The sequence below is a fragment of the Streptomyces sp. NPDC051662 genome (assembly GCF_040681655.1).
Lineage (GTDB): Bacteria > Actinomycetota > Actinomycetes > Streptomycetales > Streptomycetaceae > Streptomyces.
On the sequence record NZ_JBFAZD010000003.1, the window covers coordinates 371,695 to 389,172 of the forward strand.

The 17,478-nt window shown below is 71.7% G+C and carries 17 protein-coding genes; 11 read left to right on the forward strand and 6 right to left on the reverse strand.

Annotated features, from left to right (window positions below; all coding sequences use genetic code 11):
• Positions 1-34 precede the first annotated feature (34 nt).
• Together AB0M67_RS07125 and AB0M67_RS07130 are read left to right on the forward strand one after the other, a co-directional pair.
• Positions 35-913: an LLM class F420-dependent oxidoreductase gene (locus AB0M67_RS07125; RefSeq protein ID WP_365743497.1), complete on the forward strand. Its 879-nt coding sequence runs from the start codon at positions 35-37 to the stop codon at positions 911-913.
• A gap of 301 nt (positions 914-1,214) precedes the next feature.
• Positions 1,215-2,549, forward strand: coding sequence for a DUF3089 domain-containing protein (locus AB0M67_RS07130; RefSeq protein WP_365743724.1), 1,335 nt, complete (start codon positions 1,215-1,217; stop codon positions 2,547-2,549).
• Positions 2,550-2,621: 72 nt separating this feature from the next.
• On the opposite strand, the gene AB0M67_RS07135 is transcribed toward AB0M67_RS07130, so the two are convergent.
• The gene (locus AB0M67_RS07135; RefSeq protein WP_365743499.1) at positions 2,622-3,038 is read right to left on the reverse strand and encodes an organic hydroperoxide resistance protein; all 417 of its coding nucleotides are present in this window, start codon (positions 3,036-3,038) and stop codon (positions 2,622-2,624) included.
• Between the two features lie 208 nt (positions 3,039-3,246).
• Between AB0M67_RS07135 and AB0M67_RS07140 the strand changes: the two genes are divergently transcribed.
• Positions 3,247-3,684 (forward strand): MarR family transcriptional regulator, encoded by a 438-nt coding sequence (locus AB0M67_RS07140; protein WP_365743726.1) that lies wholly within the window; start codon positions 3,247-3,249, stop codon positions 3,682-3,684.
• A 9-nt stretch (positions 3,685-3,693) separates the two neighbouring features.
• On the opposite strand, the gene AB0M67_RS07145 is transcribed toward AB0M67_RS07140, so the two are convergent.
• Complete coding sequence (locus AB0M67_RS07145; protein ID WP_365743501.1) at positions 3,694-4,338, reverse strand: hypothetical protein; 645 nt, start codon at positions 4,336-4,338, stop codon at positions 3,694-3,696.
• Positions 4,339-4,451: 113 nt separating this feature from the next.
• Here AB0M67_RS07145 and AB0M67_RS07150 point away from each other — a divergent pair, with 113 nt between their 5' ends.
• Positions 4,452-5,357: an NADP-dependent oxidoreductase gene (locus AB0M67_RS07150; protein ID WP_365743503.1), complete on the forward strand. Its 906-nt coding sequence runs from the start codon at positions 4,452-4,454 to the stop codon at positions 5,355-5,357.
• 105 nt (positions 5,358-5,462) lie between these two features.
• Positions 5,463-6,170, forward strand: a complete 708-nt coding sequence (locus AB0M67_RS07155) for a ribonuclease H (RefSeq protein ID WP_365743505.1) — start codon at positions 5,463-5,465, stop codon at positions 6,168-6,170.
• Between the two features lie 72 nt (positions 6,171-6,242).
• On the opposite strand, the gene AB0M67_RS07160 is transcribed toward AB0M67_RS07155, so the two are convergent.
• The 4 genes from AB0M67_RS07160 to AB0M67_RS07175 all read right to left on the reverse strand — a co-directional run bounded on the left by AB0M67_RS07160 (position 6,243) and on the right by AB0M67_RS07175 (position 10,550).
• Positions 6,243-7,208 carry a PfkB family carbohydrate kinase gene (locus tag AB0M67_RS07160; RefSeq protein WP_365743507.1) on the reverse strand — a complete coding sequence of 322 codons (966 nt, stop codon included), beginning with the start codon at positions 7,206-7,208 and terminating at the stop codon, positions 6,243-6,245.
• Entirely contained in the window at positions 7,205-8,683 is a 1,479-nt protein-coding gene (locus tag AB0M67_RS07165) for a cytosine permease (RefSeq protein WP_365743509.1), read from the reverse strand. The genes AB0M67_RS07160 and AB0M67_RS07165 overlap by 4 nt, the downstream gene beginning before the upstream one ends.
• Positions 8,684-8,841: 158 nt before the next feature.
• Positions 8,842-9,834 carry an ADP-ribosylglycohydrolase family protein gene (locus AB0M67_RS07170; RefSeq protein WP_365743511.1) on the reverse strand — a complete coding sequence of 331 codons (993 nt, stop codon included), beginning with the start codon at positions 9,832-9,834 and terminating at the stop codon, positions 8,842-8,844.
• On the reverse strand, positions 9,831-10,550 hold the full coding sequence (locus AB0M67_RS07175) for a GntR family transcriptional regulator (protein WP_365743512.1): 720 nt from the start codon (positions 10,548-10,550) through the stop codon (positions 9,831-9,833). Before AB0M67_RS07175 ends, AB0M67_RS07170 begins: the two co-directional genes overlap by 4 nt.
• Before the next feature lie 185 nt (positions 10,551-10,735).
• Here AB0M67_RS07175 and AB0M67_RS07180 point away from each other — a divergent pair, with 185 nt between their 5' ends.
• The 6 genes from AB0M67_RS07180 to AB0M67_RS07205 all read left to right on the forward strand — a co-directional run bounded on the left by AB0M67_RS07180 (position 10,736) and on the right by AB0M67_RS07205 (position 17,471).
• Positions 10,736-11,425 carry a TetR family transcriptional regulator gene (locus tag AB0M67_RS07180; RefSeq protein ID WP_365743513.1) on the forward strand — a complete coding sequence of 230 codons (690 nt, stop codon included), beginning with the start codon at positions 10,736-10,738 and terminating at the stop codon, positions 11,423-11,425.
• A 373-nt stretch (positions 11,426-11,798) separates the two neighbouring features.
• Positions 11,799-12,812, forward strand: coding sequence for a ketoacyl-ACP synthase III family protein (locus tag AB0M67_RS07185; protein ID WP_365743515.1), 1,014 nt, complete (start codon positions 11,799-11,801; stop codon positions 12,810-12,812).
• A complete protein-coding gene (locus tag AB0M67_RS07190) occupies positions 12,809-13,087 on the forward strand; it encodes a phosphopantetheine-binding protein (RefSeq protein ID WP_365743517.1) in 279 nt (92 codons plus the stop codon). Before AB0M67_RS07185 ends, AB0M67_RS07190 begins: the two co-directional genes overlap by 4 nt.
• Positions 13,071-14,357, forward strand: coding sequence for an acyl-CoA dehydrogenase family protein (locus AB0M67_RS07195; RefSeq protein ID WP_365743518.1), 1,287 nt, complete (start codon positions 13,071-13,073; stop codon positions 14,355-14,357). The genes AB0M67_RS07190 and AB0M67_RS07195 overlap by 17 nt, the downstream gene beginning before the upstream one ends.
• Positions 14,354-15,436 (forward strand): HAD-IIIC family phosphatase, encoded by a 1,083-nt coding sequence (locus AB0M67_RS07200; RefSeq protein ID WP_365743520.1) that lies wholly within the window; start codon positions 14,354-14,356, stop codon positions 15,434-15,436. Before AB0M67_RS07195 ends, AB0M67_RS07200 begins: the two co-directional genes overlap by 4 nt.
• 16 nt (positions 15,437-15,452) lie before the next feature.
• Positions 15,453-17,471, forward strand: coding sequence for an amino acid adenylation domain-containing protein (locus AB0M67_RS07205; RefSeq protein WP_365743523.1), 2,019 nt, complete (start codon positions 15,453-15,455; stop codon positions 17,469-17,471).
• Positions 17,472-17,478: the final 7 nt, after the last annotated feature.

Consider the following 17,478-nt stretch of genomic DNA (forward strand, 5'->3'; position numbering starts at 1 on the left):
TGTCTGGATTCGAGTGCGAGCGGGAGACAACACGATGGTGAATCTGCGGGAATCCGTGGGCCGTTACGGGATCTGGAGCGTGGAACTCCGCTCCGAGGACGCCGCCCTGCGCGGGGAGATTCCCGAGGCCGCCGCCGAACTGGAGGAGCTGGGCTTCGGCGCCGTCTGGCTGGGCGGCAACAGCGGTGTCGAGCACGCGGTGCCCCTCATCGGGGCCACCTCCCGGCTCACCGTCGCCACCGGCATCCTCAGCATCTGGCAGTACGAGGCCGCCGACGTGGCCGCCCGCTTCCTGAAGCTGGAATCCGAGCACCCGGGGCGGTTCCTGCTCGGGCTCGGCGCCAGCCACGCCAAGCTCGCCGAGCAGTACCGGCGCCCCTACTCGGCGATGGTCGGCTATCTCGACGCGCTGGACGCGGCGGGGATGCCGGCCGGGCGGATCGTGCTGGCCGCCCTCGGGCCGAAGATGCTCGAACTCTCCCGGGACCGCGCGGGCGGCGCGCACCCGTACCTCGTCACCCCCGAACACACCGCCCAGGCCCGTGAACTCCTCGGCCCCGACCCGCTGCTCGCCCCCGAGCTGAAGGTCGTCCTGGACACGGATCCGGAAACCGCCCGCGCCACGGCCCGCGGCTATCTCGCGATGTATCTCGGCCTGCCCAACTACACCAACAGCTTCCTGCGGCTGGGGTTCACCGAGGACGACTTCACCGGCGGCGGCAGCGACCGGCTGATCGACGCCGTCTACGCCTGGGGCGACGCGGCCCGGATCCGGGACCGTATCGACGCCTTCCACACGGCCGGCGCCGACCATGTCGCGCTCCAGATCGTCACGGGCGACAGCGCTCCGGGGGCGCAGGGCGGCGCCCTGCCGCGCGCCGAGTGGCGCCGGCTCGCCGAGGTTCTGGCCTGACGCGTGACCTGTGACGCCGTGACCCCTCGCGCCTGACACCTGGTGTCGTACCGCCGCCGCCCACGCCTCCTCGATACCGTCCGGTCCAACCCTCAGGTAGAGGGTGAGGCGGCTGCCGTCCGCCCGGTGGTGGTTCACGGCGCGCACGAAAGTCCCCCACCACATTGGCCGGTTGTCGCCATCCTCGGCGCCCGAGGTGTGAAGTCCGTCCCTTTGGATCAAGGTGAGGGAGACGGGCCGGACCGGCCTGCGAGGAGAGCGACCGCGCGCCTGCTGATCGGAGGGAGCACCCGTGTCTCGTATGGACGCTGTGCGCAGACTTCTGATTCCGGTGGCCGCTGTTCTCGCGATGGTGCTGTTCTCCACGAACGCGCAAGCGGGCCCGGCGACGGGAGCAGCCGTCGACCCGGGCGCGCGACCGCTGGACCGTACCGTCTGGCTGTGCCGGCCGGGGCTGGTGAACAACCCCTGCGGGCAGGACGCCGAGGGCATGCCTCAGTCGGGCGGCCCCGAGCTGGTGACCCGTTACCCGAGCGGGGGGACCCGGCTGCTGGACGCCACCCGGTTCGCCGCCGACGGAAGCGGGAAGCGTGAGCCGTTCACCGTCGCCAAGAAGCCGCCCGTCGACTGCTTCTACGCGTATCCGACGGTGGACCTGCTCCCCAACCCACCGCTCCCGATCGGCGGCCGGGCACCGGTGCCGCAGGACGTCCACCAAGCCGTGACGCTCATGCAGAGCGCCCGCTTCGCCGGCCTGTGCCGGATGTTCGTTCCGGTCTACCGCCAGGTGCCGCTGCCCGCTCTGGTCGCCGGGATCGTCATCGGCTCGGGCGCGGATCTGACCACGGCCACCATGGACATCCGGGACGCCTGGGACGACTACTGGACCCATGACAACCGCGACCCGGAGACCGGCGAGCGACGCGGGGTCGTCATCCTGGCCCACTCCCAGGGCACCGCCGTCGCCGCCGCGCTGATGCGGGAACGCGTGGACGAACACCCCGGGGTACGACGGCAGCTCGTCACCGCCGCTCTGCTCGGCGGGAACATCGAGGTGCCCGAGGGCCGGGACGCGGGCGGTGGATCCGACCCCGCGTCGACGTTCCAGCACCTCCCCGTCTGCCGGCGCCCCGCCGGCGCGCCGATGCCCATCGGCTGCGTGGTCTCGTACGCCACCTACTCCCTGCCCGAGGGCTCCCTGCCCGCCGTGATCGGCAGAACGGCGAGCCCCGGCCACCGCGTGGTCTGCGTCAACCCGGCGGCGCTGCTGCGCGGCGAGGCCGCCGGCGCCCGCGTACCGCTCGATCTGTATCTGCCCACCCGGCGGCTGGTCGGCGGCAACGCACTGCTGCCGAACGGACCTCTGGCGGTGCCCCTGAACGGCTACCAACTCCCGGATCTGGCCACGGGCTTCGCCCACCACCCCGACGCGCTCACGGGGGAGTGCACCCATGCCACCCAGGGCACGATCAGCGCCGACTGGCTTCAGGTCGGCGGAGAGCTCTCGTACTTCCCCGCCTCCGCGCCCGCCGGACTGACCGGTCTGCATGCCATGGACTTCAATGTGGCCCAGGGTGACCTGATCGCCCTGGTCACGGCGCAGACCCGCGCGTGGCTGGACCGCCGCGACCCATGACCGCACCCGGTCGCGCCGCCGGGCCCGAGCCGGTGGCGCGCCGGGTTCATACGGGAGAGCGGCGGCCGGCCGTTACTCGATGACCAGCTCGACGGGGATGTTGCCGCGGGTGGCGTTGGAGTACGGGCAGACCTGGTGGGCCTGGTCGACGAGTTCCTTGCCCAGCGGGCCTTCGAGGTGCTCGGGCAGCTCGACCCGCAGGACGACGGAGAGCCCGAAGCCCGAGGCCACATCGCCGCCGATGCCGACCTCAGCCGTTACGGACACGTCCTTGGTGTCATGACCGCCCGCGCGGCCCACCGCGCCCAGAGCGCTGGCGAAGCAGGCGGCGTAGCCGGCGGCGAAGAGCTGCTCGGGGTTGGTGCCCTTGCCGCTGCCGCCCATCTCACGCGGCGGCGCCAGCTGGACGTCCAGGAGGCCGTCGGAGCTGACCGCCCGGCCGTCGCGGCCGTTCGCGGTGGCGATGGCGGTGTAGTGCGTCGTGGTCATCGGATCTCCTCAGAAGTGGCGCGGCATGGCTGGGAGTGCGGCCGACGACGGGGGCGTCGGCCGACCTCCACGAGAAGAGTGTAGTGCAATTCAATTGCGCACAACTGAAGAGTACGATGGCGTCATGGAACGCACAGCGGACACGGCCCTGGAGAACGGGGCGGCACACCTCACCCCGTCGGGACGCGGGGCAGCCCGCCCGGAGGAGATGCTGCGCCTGGACCGGCAGGTGTGCTTCGCGCTGCACGCGGCATCCCGCGCGTTCGACGCGCTCTACCGGCCGCTTCTCGGGGAGCTGGGCCTGACGTACCCGCAGTACCTGGCGATGCTCGCGCTCTGGGAGCACGACTCGCTGACCGTCAAGGAACTGGGCCTCGCGCTCCGGCTCGACTCCGGGACCCTCTCGCCCCTGCTCAAGCGACTGGAAGCGGCCGGACTCGTGGTGCGCGAGCGCAGCCGCAGCGACGAGCGCTCGGTGAGTGTCCGGCTGACCACCTCGGGCGCCGCGCTCAAGCGGCGCGCCCGGGTGCTGCCCGAGACGGTGCTCGCCTCGACCGGTTTCGACGAGGCTGAACTCACCGCGCTGCACCAGTCGCTCGGCAGGCTCACCGCGGCTCTGGACAGCGCGAACGCTCGCCGTTCCTGACGCTGCCCGTCAGTGGGGCATGGCATCCGAAGGCAGCGCCGCGGTCGCGGCGGCCAGGGTCTCCGCGGCCTCCGCGCGTACCCGCTCGTCGGGATGGGTCCCGGCGTTCTCGGCTGCCGCGACGATCCCGGGCAGCGCGGCGCGGCACTCCAGGACGGCACGCGCGAACAAGGCGTCGGCGCGCACCTCGTCGTCGTAGAGGAGTTCCGTGACGTCCTCGTTGTCGTCGTCCTCGTCATTCTCGCTGTCGCGACCGCGGGCGCCGTCGACAACGTTCGCGTCAGCGGGCTCCAGCATCGCTGCGACCTCGGCCTCGATGTCCCGCCCGGCGGGACGGGCAAGGGACTCGATGTCGTCCTCGGCGCCGATCGCGGCGGATTCGGCCACCTCCCCCAGGAAGCGCAGAAGCCTCACCAGCGTCTCCTCGTCCGTGACGGCGCCGCGCCGGATTATCGCGCTGACGTACTCGGTGGCCGGTCCGGTGGCGGTCCATGGCGTGCCCTGGTGCACGATCGCGGAGTTCAGATGGTGGACAGCCGCGTCACGGGCCGCCGGGTCCCCGGCCGTCAGCGCGTCGAGATGGCCCGGGGTGTCCACGGCCCGACCGTAGGCGTGCAGCAGCAGATCAAAGCGGGGCGCGTTCGAAGAGTTCACCGCCACAGTATGGAGGCGGTGTCCGACAGTGCCGTTCCGAGGTGTGCCGTACAGAGGTGTGCCACAGAGTGGGGGTGGGGGAGGACGGGATCGGACCGAGAGGACGCAGGGACATGTTGGCAGTGGAGTACGCGGAGTACGGCGATCCGTCGGTTCTCGGGGTGGCCACCATGCCGGAACCGCACGCCGGTCCCGGACAGATCCGCATCGCGGTGTACGCCGCCGGGGTGAACCCTGTCGACTGGAAGGTGCGGTCCGGAGGGCTCAAGGATCTGATGCCGCGGAAACTGCCCGCGATTCCCGGCATGGAGGCGGCCGGTGTCGTCGACGAGGTCGGCGAGGGCGTCGACACGGTCGCCGTGGGGGACGAGGTGTTCGGGCTGGGCACCGCGACCTCCGCGCAGTTCGCCGTCCTGGATCACTTCGCTCCGAAGCCCGCCTCGCTCGACTGGTCCCAGGCGGCTGGGCTCGCGTTCGCCTCGGAGACCGCGGCGCGCGCCCTGAAGATCCTCGGTCCGTCCCCCGGGCAGACGCTTCTGATCGACGGTGCCGCGGGCGGGGTGGGGAGCGCCGCCACGCAGTTCGCGCTCGCCGACGGGGTCGCCGTGATCGGTACGGCCGGTGAGTCGAACCACGCGTATCTGCGCTCCCTCGGCGCCGAGCCCACCACCTACGGACCGGGACTGCCCGAGCGTGTGGCCGCCCTCGCCCCGAACGGGGTCGATGCCGCGCTCGACACCGTCGGGAAGGGATCCCTGCCGGATCTCGTCGCGATCACCGGTTCCCCCGACCGGGTGGTGACCGTCGCCGACCTCTCCGCCGCCGAGCACGGCGTACGGATCACCACCAAGGCATCGGCGTTCGACGCCCTGGCCAAGGCCGCGCGCCTCGCCGACGAGGGCAAGTTCGGTGTCCGTATCGCCACGGAGTTCACGCTCGCCGACGCGGCGAAGGCCCATGAGATCAGCCAGGGCGGACATGTCATGGGCAAGGTCATCCTGCGGTTGACCGGAGTCTGATCCGAGCCCGACCGGAGCGTGGCCGGAGCCCGGCCCGGAGGGACAAACGGCTCGGTCGGCGGGGGAGACGAGGGTGCGGTGCTCGGCGGGCCACGCGGCACTGGCATGATCGGTGGCATGGCTGAACGCGTTATCGCCGCGTGTGACGGGGCGTCGAAAGGAAATCCCGGGCCCGCCGGCTGGGCCTGGGTCATCGCCGAGGGGGACGGGACCTCCGTACGGTGGGAGGCGGGCCCGCTGGGCACGGCGACCAACAATGTCGCGGAACTCACCGCGCTGGAGCGGCTGTTGATGGCCGTCGACCCCGGCGTTCCGCTGGAGATCCGGATGGACTCGCAGTACGCCATGAAGGCGGTCACCACCTGGCTGCCCGGATGGAAGCGCAAGGGCTGGAAGACATCCGCAGGCAAGCCCGTCGCCAACCAGGAACTGGTCGTCAGTATCGACACGCTGCTCACGGGGCGCTCGGTGGAGTTCCGGTATGTGCCCGCGCACCAGGTGAACGGCGACCGGTTCAATGACTTCGCCGACCGGGCCGCCAGCCAGGCGGCGATCGCCCAGAAGGCCGCGGGCAGCGCGTACGACTCGCCGGAGCCGCCCGCCGCGCCCGACACCGTACGTTCGGGCGGTGCGGCGAAGGCGGCCCCGTCGCGGCAGCGCACCTCGGGGAGCTCGAAGAGGACGCTCAACGCCAAGTTCCCGGGGCGCTGCCGCTGTGGGCGCGCGTATGCCGCGGGCGAATCCATCGCCAAGAACCCGGACGGCTGGGGCCACCCGGCGTGCGCCACGGCGACGGCGCCCGCCCAGACGTAGGGCCCACCCAGACGTAAGGCCCCAGGCCCCAGGCCCCAGGCCCCAGGCCCCCGGCCTAAGGCCAGCCCAGGCCTAAGGGCTGTCCCCGAACAGCCGCTCCGCCAGGGGATCCCCGCCCAGGAACGCCGCCAGCTCCGCGCGGTCCGGCGCCGTGGCCGGGCCGCGGCGCCCCACCGCGTACGCCGCCGCCGCGTTGGCTCCGCGTGCGGCCGTCAGTGGGTCGTGGCCCTGGCCGAGCAGGGCCAGGAACGCGCCCACATGCGCGTCCCCCGCCCCATTGCTGTCGACCGCGTCGACCGGGAAACCCGGCACATGCCGCGGCGCCTCACCGGGCGCCGCGAGCCAGCAGCCGTCCTTGTCCGCCCGTACGAGTACCCCCGCGCCCGGAGCCAGCAGCTCCCGCAGCGCCACCGCCGCCGTGCGCGGATCGTCGTGGCCCGACATCAGCCGGGCCTCGCGGGCGTTGCCGCTGAGCCAGTCCGTACGGGCCAGGACCGGGGCGAGTACCGCCTCGGGGATGTCGGCCACCAGCGGCGCCGGGTCGAAACACACCGTGATGTCCGTGGGCAGCCCCGCCGTGAAGCGGGCCAGCAGCGGGCCGTTGACCGGCATCACCAGCCCATAACCGGAGAGCTGCACCACATCGCCGGGCCGCAGTCGCGCGGCGACCGCGTCGACGTCGGCCTGTGTCAGCTCCGCGTCGACCCCGAAGCTGGTGACGAAGGTACGTTCGCCGCCGCCGTCGACCAGGGCCACGGTGAAGCCGGTGTCGCCGTCCGTACGGGCGGGCAGCAGCGCTTCGATGTGTTCGGCGGCCAGCGCCTCGCGTACGAGGTCGCCGTACGGCCCCGTGCCGTGCAGCCCGGCGAAGACCGCTTCCGTACCGAGGCGGCGGGCCGCGACCAGGGTGTTGAAACCGCCGCCCGCGGTCAGTTCCGTACGGGTGCCGATGACATCGCCGCCGCGTTCGGGCAGCGCGGGGACCTCGATCACCAGATCGGCGATGACATTCCCGGCGAGGATGAGACGGCCGCTCATCGTCCGGCCTCCTGGAGGGCGGGGGAGACCGGCTCGTTCCCGGTGCCGGCCGTGGCGCCGGTACGGCGGCCGAACAGCGCGTACACCGCCGCGCCGACGGCCATGGAGATCGCCCAGCCCAGCCCGTTCACACCGAACCAGGTGTCGGCGAGCGGGCCCGCGAACCAGACGTCGGTCTCGCTCGTCGACGCCTTGGTGAAGAGCAGACCGGCCACGATGGCGACGGCCCAGCCGAGGACGGCCGGCAGATGGAAGCCGCCCGCGTACCAGTACCGGCTGGTGCGGGTGGTGTCCATCAGCGCCGCGGGGTCATGCGTACGTCCGCGCAGCGAGTCCACCGCGATCACCCCGATCCAGGCCGAGATGGGGACGGCCAAGAGCGTCAGGAAGGTGGAGAAGGGGCCGTAGAAGTCATCGGCGATCAGCATGAAGTAGACACCGCCGGCGAACATCAGCACCACATCGAGGGCGACGGCCACGGGGCGCGGCACCCGCAGCCCCAGTGTGATCATCGTCAGTCCGGCCGAGTAGGTGGAGAGATGGTTCGACATCAGCAGTCCGCCGAACGCCGCGATCAGATAGGGGATCGCCATCCAGGAGGGCAGCATCGCGTTGATGGCGGCGACCGGGTCGGAGGCTGTGGCGAGTGTCGGATCTCCCGCCGAGAGCAGCGAGCCGAGCGAGATCAGCAGCACGAGCGGGATGCCCGCGCCGAACGCCGAGGCCACGATCAGCCGTCTGCCCGGAATCTCGCGGGGCAGATAACGGGCGTAGTCCGCGCCCGCGTTGGCCCAGCCGATACCGGTACCCGCCGCGATGAAGCCGATGCCCGCGATGACACCGCTGGTCGGGCCTGTCGGGGTGTCGAGGACCTCGGTCCAGTCGACGGTCGCGACCAGGAAGCCCATCACGATCAGATTCAGGACACCGAAGACGACCGTGGCCCACTTGTTGATCCACATGATGGTGGCGTGGCCGAGACCGCTGATGAGCAGTGTGCAGCTGATGAAGACCAGCAGACAGACGAGTGTGAGCACGGTGTTGCGGCCGACACCGAACGCGATGCCGAGCAGCGCCAGCAGCGCGTACGCCGCGGTGGTCGTGGTGATCGTCTCCCAGCCGACCCGGCTCAGCCAGGTGATCAGGGTCGGACCCGCGTTGCCCCGCTGCCCGAAGACCGCGCGGGAGAGGGTGAGAGCCGGGGCGCCGCCCTTCTTGCCCGCCAGGCTCAGGGCCCCCACGAGAGCGAAGGAGCCGAAGGAGCCGACGACGGCGACGAGCACCGCCTGCCAGATGTTCAGGCCGCGGAAGGCGACGAGGGTCGCGCCGAGCGGGAGCCCGAGGATGCTGATATTGGCGGCGAACCAGGTCCAGAACATCTGTCCGGCCTGGCCGTGCCGCTCATTGTCGGGGACCGGTTCGATCCCTCGGGTCTCCATGGCACCGACGCGATCGTTCGTCTTCGACACGGCCATGACGGAACCTCCTAGCAAGGTGCGAAGGGGTGGGTGGTTGAAGCGGCTGGTTGAAGCGGGTGCTCCAGGCGATCGGTTACCGGGGAGGAGCGGGCCCCGGGCCGAAGGAGACCCGGGTGTCCGGCTGTCCGCGTGGCGCACAGGGGTCCCGGGGCGGCTCAGCGGAGGGCGAGCAGCCGGGCGGTCAGGGGTTCCAGGGTGAGGGAGTTCACGGTACGGAGGGTCCGGACCGCCTCGGACGGCAGCGCCGAGAGCCCGGCGACCGATCCGGCGATCGCGCCCGCGATGGCGCCGATGGTGTCGCTGTCGCCACCGAGGTTGGCGGCGAGCAGGGCCGCGCGCCATGGTTCGCCGTCGGCCACGGCGAGTACCGCGAAGGCGGCGGGCACCGACTCCTGGCTGGCCACGCTGGTGCCGATGAGCGCGCAGATCCGGTCCAGCGCCTCGGCTTCCGGGAGGCCCCGTACCAGCTCCCACGCCCACTCGATCCGGGACGCGATATCGGCCCCCGCGACCCAGTGCCCACGCCGGGCGCCCGCCCGGGCGGCGGCCACCGCGGTGGCGACGGCCTCCCCCAGTGTGCCTCCGCCGACACCCGTGCTGACGGCGGCGGCGACGGCCGCCGCGCCCGCGATCCCGACGGTCGTGTCATGGGTGACCTGGCAGGACTCGACGACATGGCCGAGGAAGGAGTCGAGCGGCTCGACGGCGAAGGCGATCCCGACCGGGGTGACACGCATCGCGGCGCCGTTGGTCGTGCCGTATCTCCCCGCCTCGTACGTCGGTACGCCACGGGCCACCGCGTCCAGGGCGGCCTTGGTGGACGGGCCGAGGAGATCGAAGGAGCCCTTGGCCTTCATCTCCTTCTCCCAGTCCAGCAGCTCATGGGCGAGGCGCAGCGGATCGATCCGGCCGCGGCCCTCGTCGATCAGCCGGCCGACGATGACGGCCTGGTCGGTGTCGTCGGTGACGGAGCCGGCCGGCATACCGGCGCTGACCGGGTTGTCGGGGAGGGCGGGTTCGAAGCCGGTGAGGGTGCCGTAGACCCGTACGACCTCCTCCCGTGACATCACCTGTGTGGGCATGCCGAGAGCGTCGCCGAGGGCGAGTCCGTAGTACGCGCCGAGGGCGCGGTCGAGTCGGTCGGTCACAGTCGGCCTCCTCGGCCCGAGCGCACATGCAGTTCGAATCTGGCGGGGTCGAGCAGGCTGGTGACCTGCTCGGTGACCGAGCCGTCGGCGGCCCGGTAGACCTGGGCGAGCCGCAGGAAGGACTCGCCCGGGGAGCGGTGCAGTACGGCGGCCTCCGCGGCGTCGAGCCCGATGACCGACACCAGGCCCTCGCCGGAGTCGGTGATCCGGCCCGCGGCGATCAGCGCCCGGTTGAGCGAGCCGCCGTCGAGGCCGCGCTCCGGCAGCCCGACAAGGTCCCCGGTGGCGGGGACCCTGCTGCGTTCGAGCGATACGCCCTGCCCGTCGGCGAGCTGTCTGACCCGGTCCAGCGCGATGAACGCACTGGACGCGAGGCCCAGTTCGGCGGCCAGCTCCGGGTCGGTCACCTCCTCGAAGCGGAGGGTCCGGGTCGTCAGCTCGGTGCCCTGCTCGGCCAGTGCCCGGGTCCAGCCGAGGCGGTTGTCCAGCGGTGTCCCGTCGAAGGTGACGAAGGACCCGATCCCCGCGTGGGTGGAGATCAGCCCTTCTTCACCGAGGACCTGGAGCGCCTGCCGCAGGGTGGTGCGGCTGACGCCGAACCGCTGGGTGAGCGCGTGCTCCCCGGGCAGCCTGCTGCCGTCGGTATGGACGCCGGAGCGGATCTCGTCGGCGAGAACGCGGGCGATGCGATGGTGCTTGTGTACCTGTCCAGGCATGTCTAGAAGGTAAACGGACAGGATCCTTCCGGTCCATAGCCCGCGGAGATTTTCTTTCGCCGGTACGGAATGGCGAGTTCCGGGTGCGGAGGGGTGAGTTCCGAGTGTGGAGGTGCGTTCCAAGGAGAGCTTTCACTGTCTGCATACCTTGCAGTTCGTGAAATGTTCTGGCTACAGTCGATCATGTGACACCGAAACCGAGATCGCGAACGGGGAGGCCCGAGGGCCTACGTGAACGCAGGCGGCGCGAGACCCACCGTCTGCTGGCGTCCACGACGCTGCGTCTGGTCGTGGAACGCGGCCTGGACGGGGTGACGGTGGAGGACATCAGCGGCACCGTCGGCGTCTCCTCGCGCACCTTCTTCAACTACTTCGCGACGAAGGAGGACGCGCTGGTCCTGCCCTATCCGGACGCGGCCGAGTTCTCCGTCCTGGCGGCGGAGGCCGTCGTCGCGGCCCCGGACGGACTCGCTCCGCTGGACGCCGTCGCCCATGCGTGGCGGCCGGGGATGGAGCGCATCGACGCGGACCGGGACGAGTGGCTGGCCCGGGTGTCCGTACTGGCGGAACACCCTTCGCTCGTCTCCCGGATGACCGCCATGGAGGCGGGGGACGAGCGGCGCATGATCGAGGCGATCGCCCTCCGTACCGGTCTCGCCGCGGACGACTCGTACCCCGCGCTCCTCTACCACATCGCCGGCGGCGCGCTGCGCGCGTGTCTGCGTCGCTGGCAGCAGCTCGGCGGCGCGCGGTCGCTCGTCGGGCTGATGGACCACGCGGTCCGTGTGGTGGCCGTCGGTCTGCCCGCACCCCCGGTGCGTGTGTGCCGCGGCACACACGCGGAGGGCGAGTCGGCGTACGCGAAGGAAGGGTGAGCATTCGGCCAGGGCCGAAGTATCCGGAAGTGATTTAGATCACAGTCGCGATGCGGGTGGGCGTGTGTGCCGGAAATCGCCGTCCCTCGCGGGTGTGCGTGCGAGGGGGGCTGCTCTGGCTCCGGGTGACGGATGTCATGGCCGAGCCTGATGTATGTCAGGAAATGGATGCTCTCGTTCCTCATCTCGCTGTGATCTGCGTCATATGACGCTGGGTTGGGTCGGTGCTTACATCCGTCCGCACGGTGTGGTGATCGGCTCGACGAACACGGCCCGTGGGCTGTCCCAGCCGCTCTCCCCAACTCCCGTGCCGAACAGCGCCGATGCTCAGAAGCCCAGGCTTCCCGCCGCCCAGGACCGAGAGGGAGAGCGCGTGACCGATCCAGCCGAGCGCGGAGGCACGGCACCGCTCGCCGTACGTGAGGCAGCCTGGTATCTGCCGGATCCGGTCGTTCCGGTCGCCGCGCTCGCGGCACGGGACGAGACCGAACTCCGCGCCCGCGGGGGCCTGGGAATCGACACCGTACGCGCGGACGACCGGGTGAGCGCGGTGGACCTCTGCGAGCGCGCCGCGCGCCGTGTGCTCGACCGATCCGGAGTGGACGCCAGGGAGTTGGGAGCCCTGGTCCTGGTCGAGTCGCGGGCACCGGAGACCCTGCTCAGCTCCGAGGCGACCCGGCTGCAGCATCTGCTCGGCGCCGACGCGGCGACAACCCTCACGGTGGGCGGGCTCGGCTGTGTCTCCATCAGTGCCGCGCTGATCACCGCCCGCGGGCTGCTGGCCGGGGACGCCTCCATGGACAACGTCCTGGTCGTACACGGCAGCAAGCCGGCCGCGGCGGTGCGCTACCGCCACCCCGTGACGGTCAACGGCGACGGCGGGCAGGCACTGCTGCTCTCGCGCCGCGGTCCTGTCCGGATCCTCGACATCGCGCAGCGGACCAACGGCCAGTACTGGGACCTCTTCCAGGTGAAGTACCGGGACCGGCCCACCGCCCAGTGGCACGAGGAGTGCGGCGACCCGGCCACCTACTCCTTCCGGCTCGCCATGGAGACACGTGGCGCGCTCTCGGCGATGCTGCGCGCGGTCCTGGAACGAAACGGTCTGCGCCCGGCGGACATCCGCGGCTACCTCAGCCACAACCTGTCCGCGGGCAGCTTCACCTTCACCGAGGAATCCCTCGGCATCGACATCCTGCCCGTCTGCCGGGAGAACCTCCGGCGCTACGGGCACCTCGGCTCGAACGATGTCTTCCTGAACCTCTACACGGCCCTGGAGCGCAAGGAACTCGCCACGGGGGACCGCGTCGTACTGATCAATGCCAGTCCGGTAGCCGCCTGGAGTCTGCTGCTGGTCGAGATAGGACCACAGGAGGGTGTGGCGTGAACGGCATCACCGGCATCACCGAAGAGGTCACGGAGTTCCTGACCGCGGCCCTCCGCCGGCCGATCGGCCCGGACGACGACTACTTCGCCATGGGCCTCGCGAACTCGCTCTTCGCGCTGGAGCTGGTGACCTTCGTCGAGGAGCGCTTCTCCTTCACCGTGGAGGTGGAGGACCTCGACCTGGACAGCTTCCGCACAGCCAACCGCATCACGGAACTCGTGCTCCGCAAGACCGGGGCCGACCGGCTGACGGAAACCCATGACCAGGGTGCCTGACGCCACGACGCCCGGAGCCGGGCCGCCGGACGACACCCTGACGCACCACACCGTGATGCACGACCCCCCGGCGCTCGCGGGCCGGCCGGGAGACGGCCAACCGGCCGCCGCGGAGCAGTCCTTGATACGCGCGGCGGCCGAACTCGCCGCCGGGGCACGCGGTCCGGCGGCCGACTGGGACCGGACCGGCGGACTGCCCGACTCCGTACGGGAGGAGCTGGCCGCGACGGGTCTGCTCGGCGCCGATCTGCCCGTGCGGTACGGCGGAGCGGGCCTCGGCCCCGCGGCGCTCGGCGAGGCGGCGGCGCACCTGGGCGGGGCGTGCAGCGCGTTGCGCGGGCTGCTGACCGTGCAGGGAATGGTCGCGGCGGCGCTGGCGCGCTGGGGCACCCGCGAGCAGCGCGCCGACTGGCTCCCGAGGCTGGCGAGCGGCGAGCTGACCGCGGGCTTCGCGGCCACCGAGCAGGGCGCGGGCAGCGCGCTCGGGGCCGTCGAGACCCGTATCGACGACCCCGGCGACGGCGCGGACATCGAGGTGACCGGCCGCAAGAAATGGATCACCTTCGGGGCGGTCGCCGATGTCTTCCTGGTGCTGGGCAAGAGCCGGGGCAGGCCGGCCACCGTCCTCGTCGAGGCGGACCGTACGGGCGTGAGCCGGGAGCCGGTGACCGGCCAGCTGGGCATGCGCGCCGCGAGGATCGCCCATGTCACCTTCGACGCGGTACGGGTTCCCGGGGACCATCTGGTCGCCCAGCCGGGGCTCGGGCTGTCCCATGTCGCGGCGACCGCGCTCGACCACGGACGCTTCACGGTCGCCTGGGGCTGTGTGGGCATGGCCGAGGCGTGTGTCGCCGACGCCGCCGCGCACGCCGCCACCCGCTCCCAGGGCGGTGTGCCGCTCGCCGGTCACCAACTGGTCCGCTCCCTGCTGGCCCGCTGCGCGGTGGACACCGCCGGCGCGCGTGAACTGGCCCGCCGGGCCGCGGAGTTCCGAGCGGCGGGCCCCGGCCGGGGCGTCACGGAGACCATCGTCGCCAAGTACGCGGCCGCCGCTGCCGCCGCCTCGGTCAGCCGGGACACCGTACAGATCCTCGGCTCGGCCGGCTGTGAACCCGACAGCAGACCGGGCCGCCACTTCCGGGACGCCAAGGTCATGGAGATCATCGAAGGAGCGCAGCACGTGTCCGAACTCCATATAGCCGATCGCCTCCTGCGTCAGTTCGGGGCTCCGCCCGCCTCCGGCACACCAAGCCCCGGGGAGCCGGCATGACACCGGACCAGGACGCCCGCACGCGCGCCCCGTCGGCCGCCCCCGCCGCCCCCGTCGTCAAGTGCCTGGTGTGGGACCTGGACGACACGCTGTGGGACGGGGTCGTACTGGAGAACGACGATCCCGAGCCCTTCCCCGAGGCACTGGAAACCCTCAGCGCCCTCGACAAACGGGGCATCCTGCACGCCGCCGCCAGCCGCAGCGAACACAGCGCCGTCACCCGCCATCTGACGGACCGCGGCCTGGACGACTGGTTCTGCGCGGTGCGGGTCGGCTGGGGCGCCAAGTCCGGCGCACTGCGCCAGATCGCCGACACCCTCAACATCGGTCTGGACACCCTCGCGTTCGTCGACAACGACCCCGCCGAGCGGGCCGAGGTCGAGGCGGCACTGCCCATGGTGCGGTGCTACCCGGCCGACGAGGTCGGCCGACTCCCCGACCGCCCCGAATTCCAGCCGGAGCAGGTCACCGAGGAGGCGTCCAGGCGACGCGCGCTCTATCGCACCGAGTGGCGGCGCCGGGAGGCGGAGGAGGAGTTCGGCGAGGACCGGCAGGCCTTCCTCGCCTCACTCGATCTGGTGATGCGGCTGCGCCCGGCCACCGAGGACGATCTCGCGCGAGCCGGCGAACTGACCGTCAGAACCCATCAGCTCAACAGCACCGGCCTGACCTACGACGCGGACGAGCTGCGGGCACTGAGCGCCTCACCGGATCATCAGGTGCGGGTGGCACGGCTCAGTGACCGGTTCGGTGACTACGGGATCATCGGCCTGGCCGTCACCGAACTCACGCCCTCGGACTCGGTCCTGCGGCTGATGCTGATGTCCTGCCGGGTCGCGTCACGGGGGGTGGGCGGTGTCCTCCTCAACCATCTGGTCCGGGAGGCCCTGACGGAGGGCCGCCGGCCCGTCGCGCACTTCGTACCCACTGACGTCAACCGGAACATGCTGGTCACGCTCCGGTTCGCGGGGTATCGGCCGGTCGCCACCGAGGAGGGCCGGATGGTGCTCGCGGTCGATCAGGACCGTCCGGCTCCGGAGCACCAGGGCCACACCCGTGTGATCACCGGCGCGGAGTGAGAGAGAGGGGGAGACCATGGTGGTGTACAGCCACGCGCGTGACCACGACGGAGCCGCCGGGGCGCGGGCCCGGAGCGCGTCCGGGACTCGGGCGCGGACCGCGACCGGGAGCCGGGACCGGGGCGCGACCGCGACGGACCAGGGGCTCTCCATCCTGGACGCCTTCCGGCGACAGGCCGCCCGCTCACCGGAGACGACCGCCCTCATCATCGGGGACGCGGCCCTCACCTACCGCGAACTCGACCACGCCTCGGCCGGGCTCGCCCAGCTTCTGCGCCGGCGCGGCGCGCGGCCGGGCCGGGTCGTCTGCATCCGCGTCGAGCAGAGCGCGCTCGCCGTGATCGCGGTACTCGCCGCCCTGCGGACCGGCGCCGCCTGGGCCGCGCTCGAACCGGACCTGCCGGTCTCGCGCGTACGGGCGCTGTTCCGGGACACCGACTGCGCGGTGGTGCTGAGCGCGGGCGACGACCCCGCCATGACGGGCCTGGCGAACCCGCCGGAGCTGCTCGAAGCCGCCGGACTCCGGATTCCCGGCCTCATCGAGACGGGCGAGTCGGCCGTGTATGCCGACGAGGGGTACCCATCGGTCTCCGAGGACGCCCCCGCCTATCTCGTCTACACCTCGGGATCGACCGGGCTCCCCAAGGGGGTCATGGTCAGCCGCGCCCAGCTCGCGGCGTCCATCCGCTGCCGCGGCGGGGTCTACGGCACCGAGCCCTCCACCTTCCTGATGGCGATGCGGCTGTCGTTCGACGGCATGCTCGGCGGCATGTTCTGGTCGTTCAGCAACGGCCACACCCTGCTGCTGCCCGATCTGCGGCAGTTGAGGCAGGTCCAGGAACTGGCCGGGCTGGCCGGCAGACACCGGGCGACCCATCTCATCGTCGTTCCCTCCTACTACCGCGCGCTGCTGGACGAGAGCCGGCCGCTCCCCGATTCCCTGCGGCTGGTGGTGGTCGCGGGCGAGGTCTGTACGCCGGAGCTGGTGCGTACCCACCATGAACGGCTGCCCGGTGTGCGACTGGCGAACGAGTACGGCCCCACCGAAACGATCATCTCCTGCACCGTCGAGCCCGACCCGGACGCTTCCCGGCCACGGATCCCCATCGGCCGGCCCTGGCCGGGCGCCGAGGCCTGGGTACTGGACGACCGGCTGCGCGAGGTACCGGCCGGGGTGGAGGGCGAGCTCTACATCGGTGGCGCGTTCGTGGCCCTCGGATACGCCGCACAGCCCGGCAGAACGGCCGAGCGGTTCGTCGCGGACCCGTTCGGACGGCCGGGCGCGCGCCTGTACCGCACCGGTGATCTCGCCCTCGTCGACGAACGGGGAGCGCTGCACTACCACGGCAGGACGGATCTCCAGGTGAAGATCCGTGGCACCCGTATCGAACTGGGCGAGATCGAGAGCGTATTGGAGCGCCACCCCGCCATCGGCCAGGCCGTGGTGGTCCCTGAGCCGGCCGAGGACAACGAGCCGCGGCTGATCGCCTTCGTCACGCCCGCCGGGCCCCAGATCACACCGCCCGGCGGTATGACACTGCGCCGGCACTGCCTCGGACATCTGGTGGAACAGGCCGTCCCCACGATGTTCGTGCCGGTCGCGCGGATGCCGCTGAACAGCAGTGGCAAGGCCGACCGCGCGGCGCTGCTGCGCGACCGCGTGCCGGCGGGCGGAAGCGAGCGGGACCCGGTGGCGGGTCCGGACGCTGGCCGTACGAGCGCGGAGTCCCCGTGGGAGCTGTGGACCGGCCACCGGCGCACGGTCGGCGCCATCTGGGCGGCCGTCCTCAGACAGTCCGAGACCGGACCCGACGACAACTTCTTCGCGGTCGGCGGCAGTTCCCTCAAGATCATTGATCTGCACGCCCGGCTGAACCAGCGATGGCCCGGGGTGCTGCGCATGGGGGAGCTGTTCGACCTCATCACCATCTCCGCCCAGGCGGAGGCGATCACGAGCCGTGTGGGGGCGGGCACGGACGCGGGCGCGGACGCTCGGCGAGAAGACCCCACACCCCCGACCGCCTATGAGCTGTGAAGGCAGG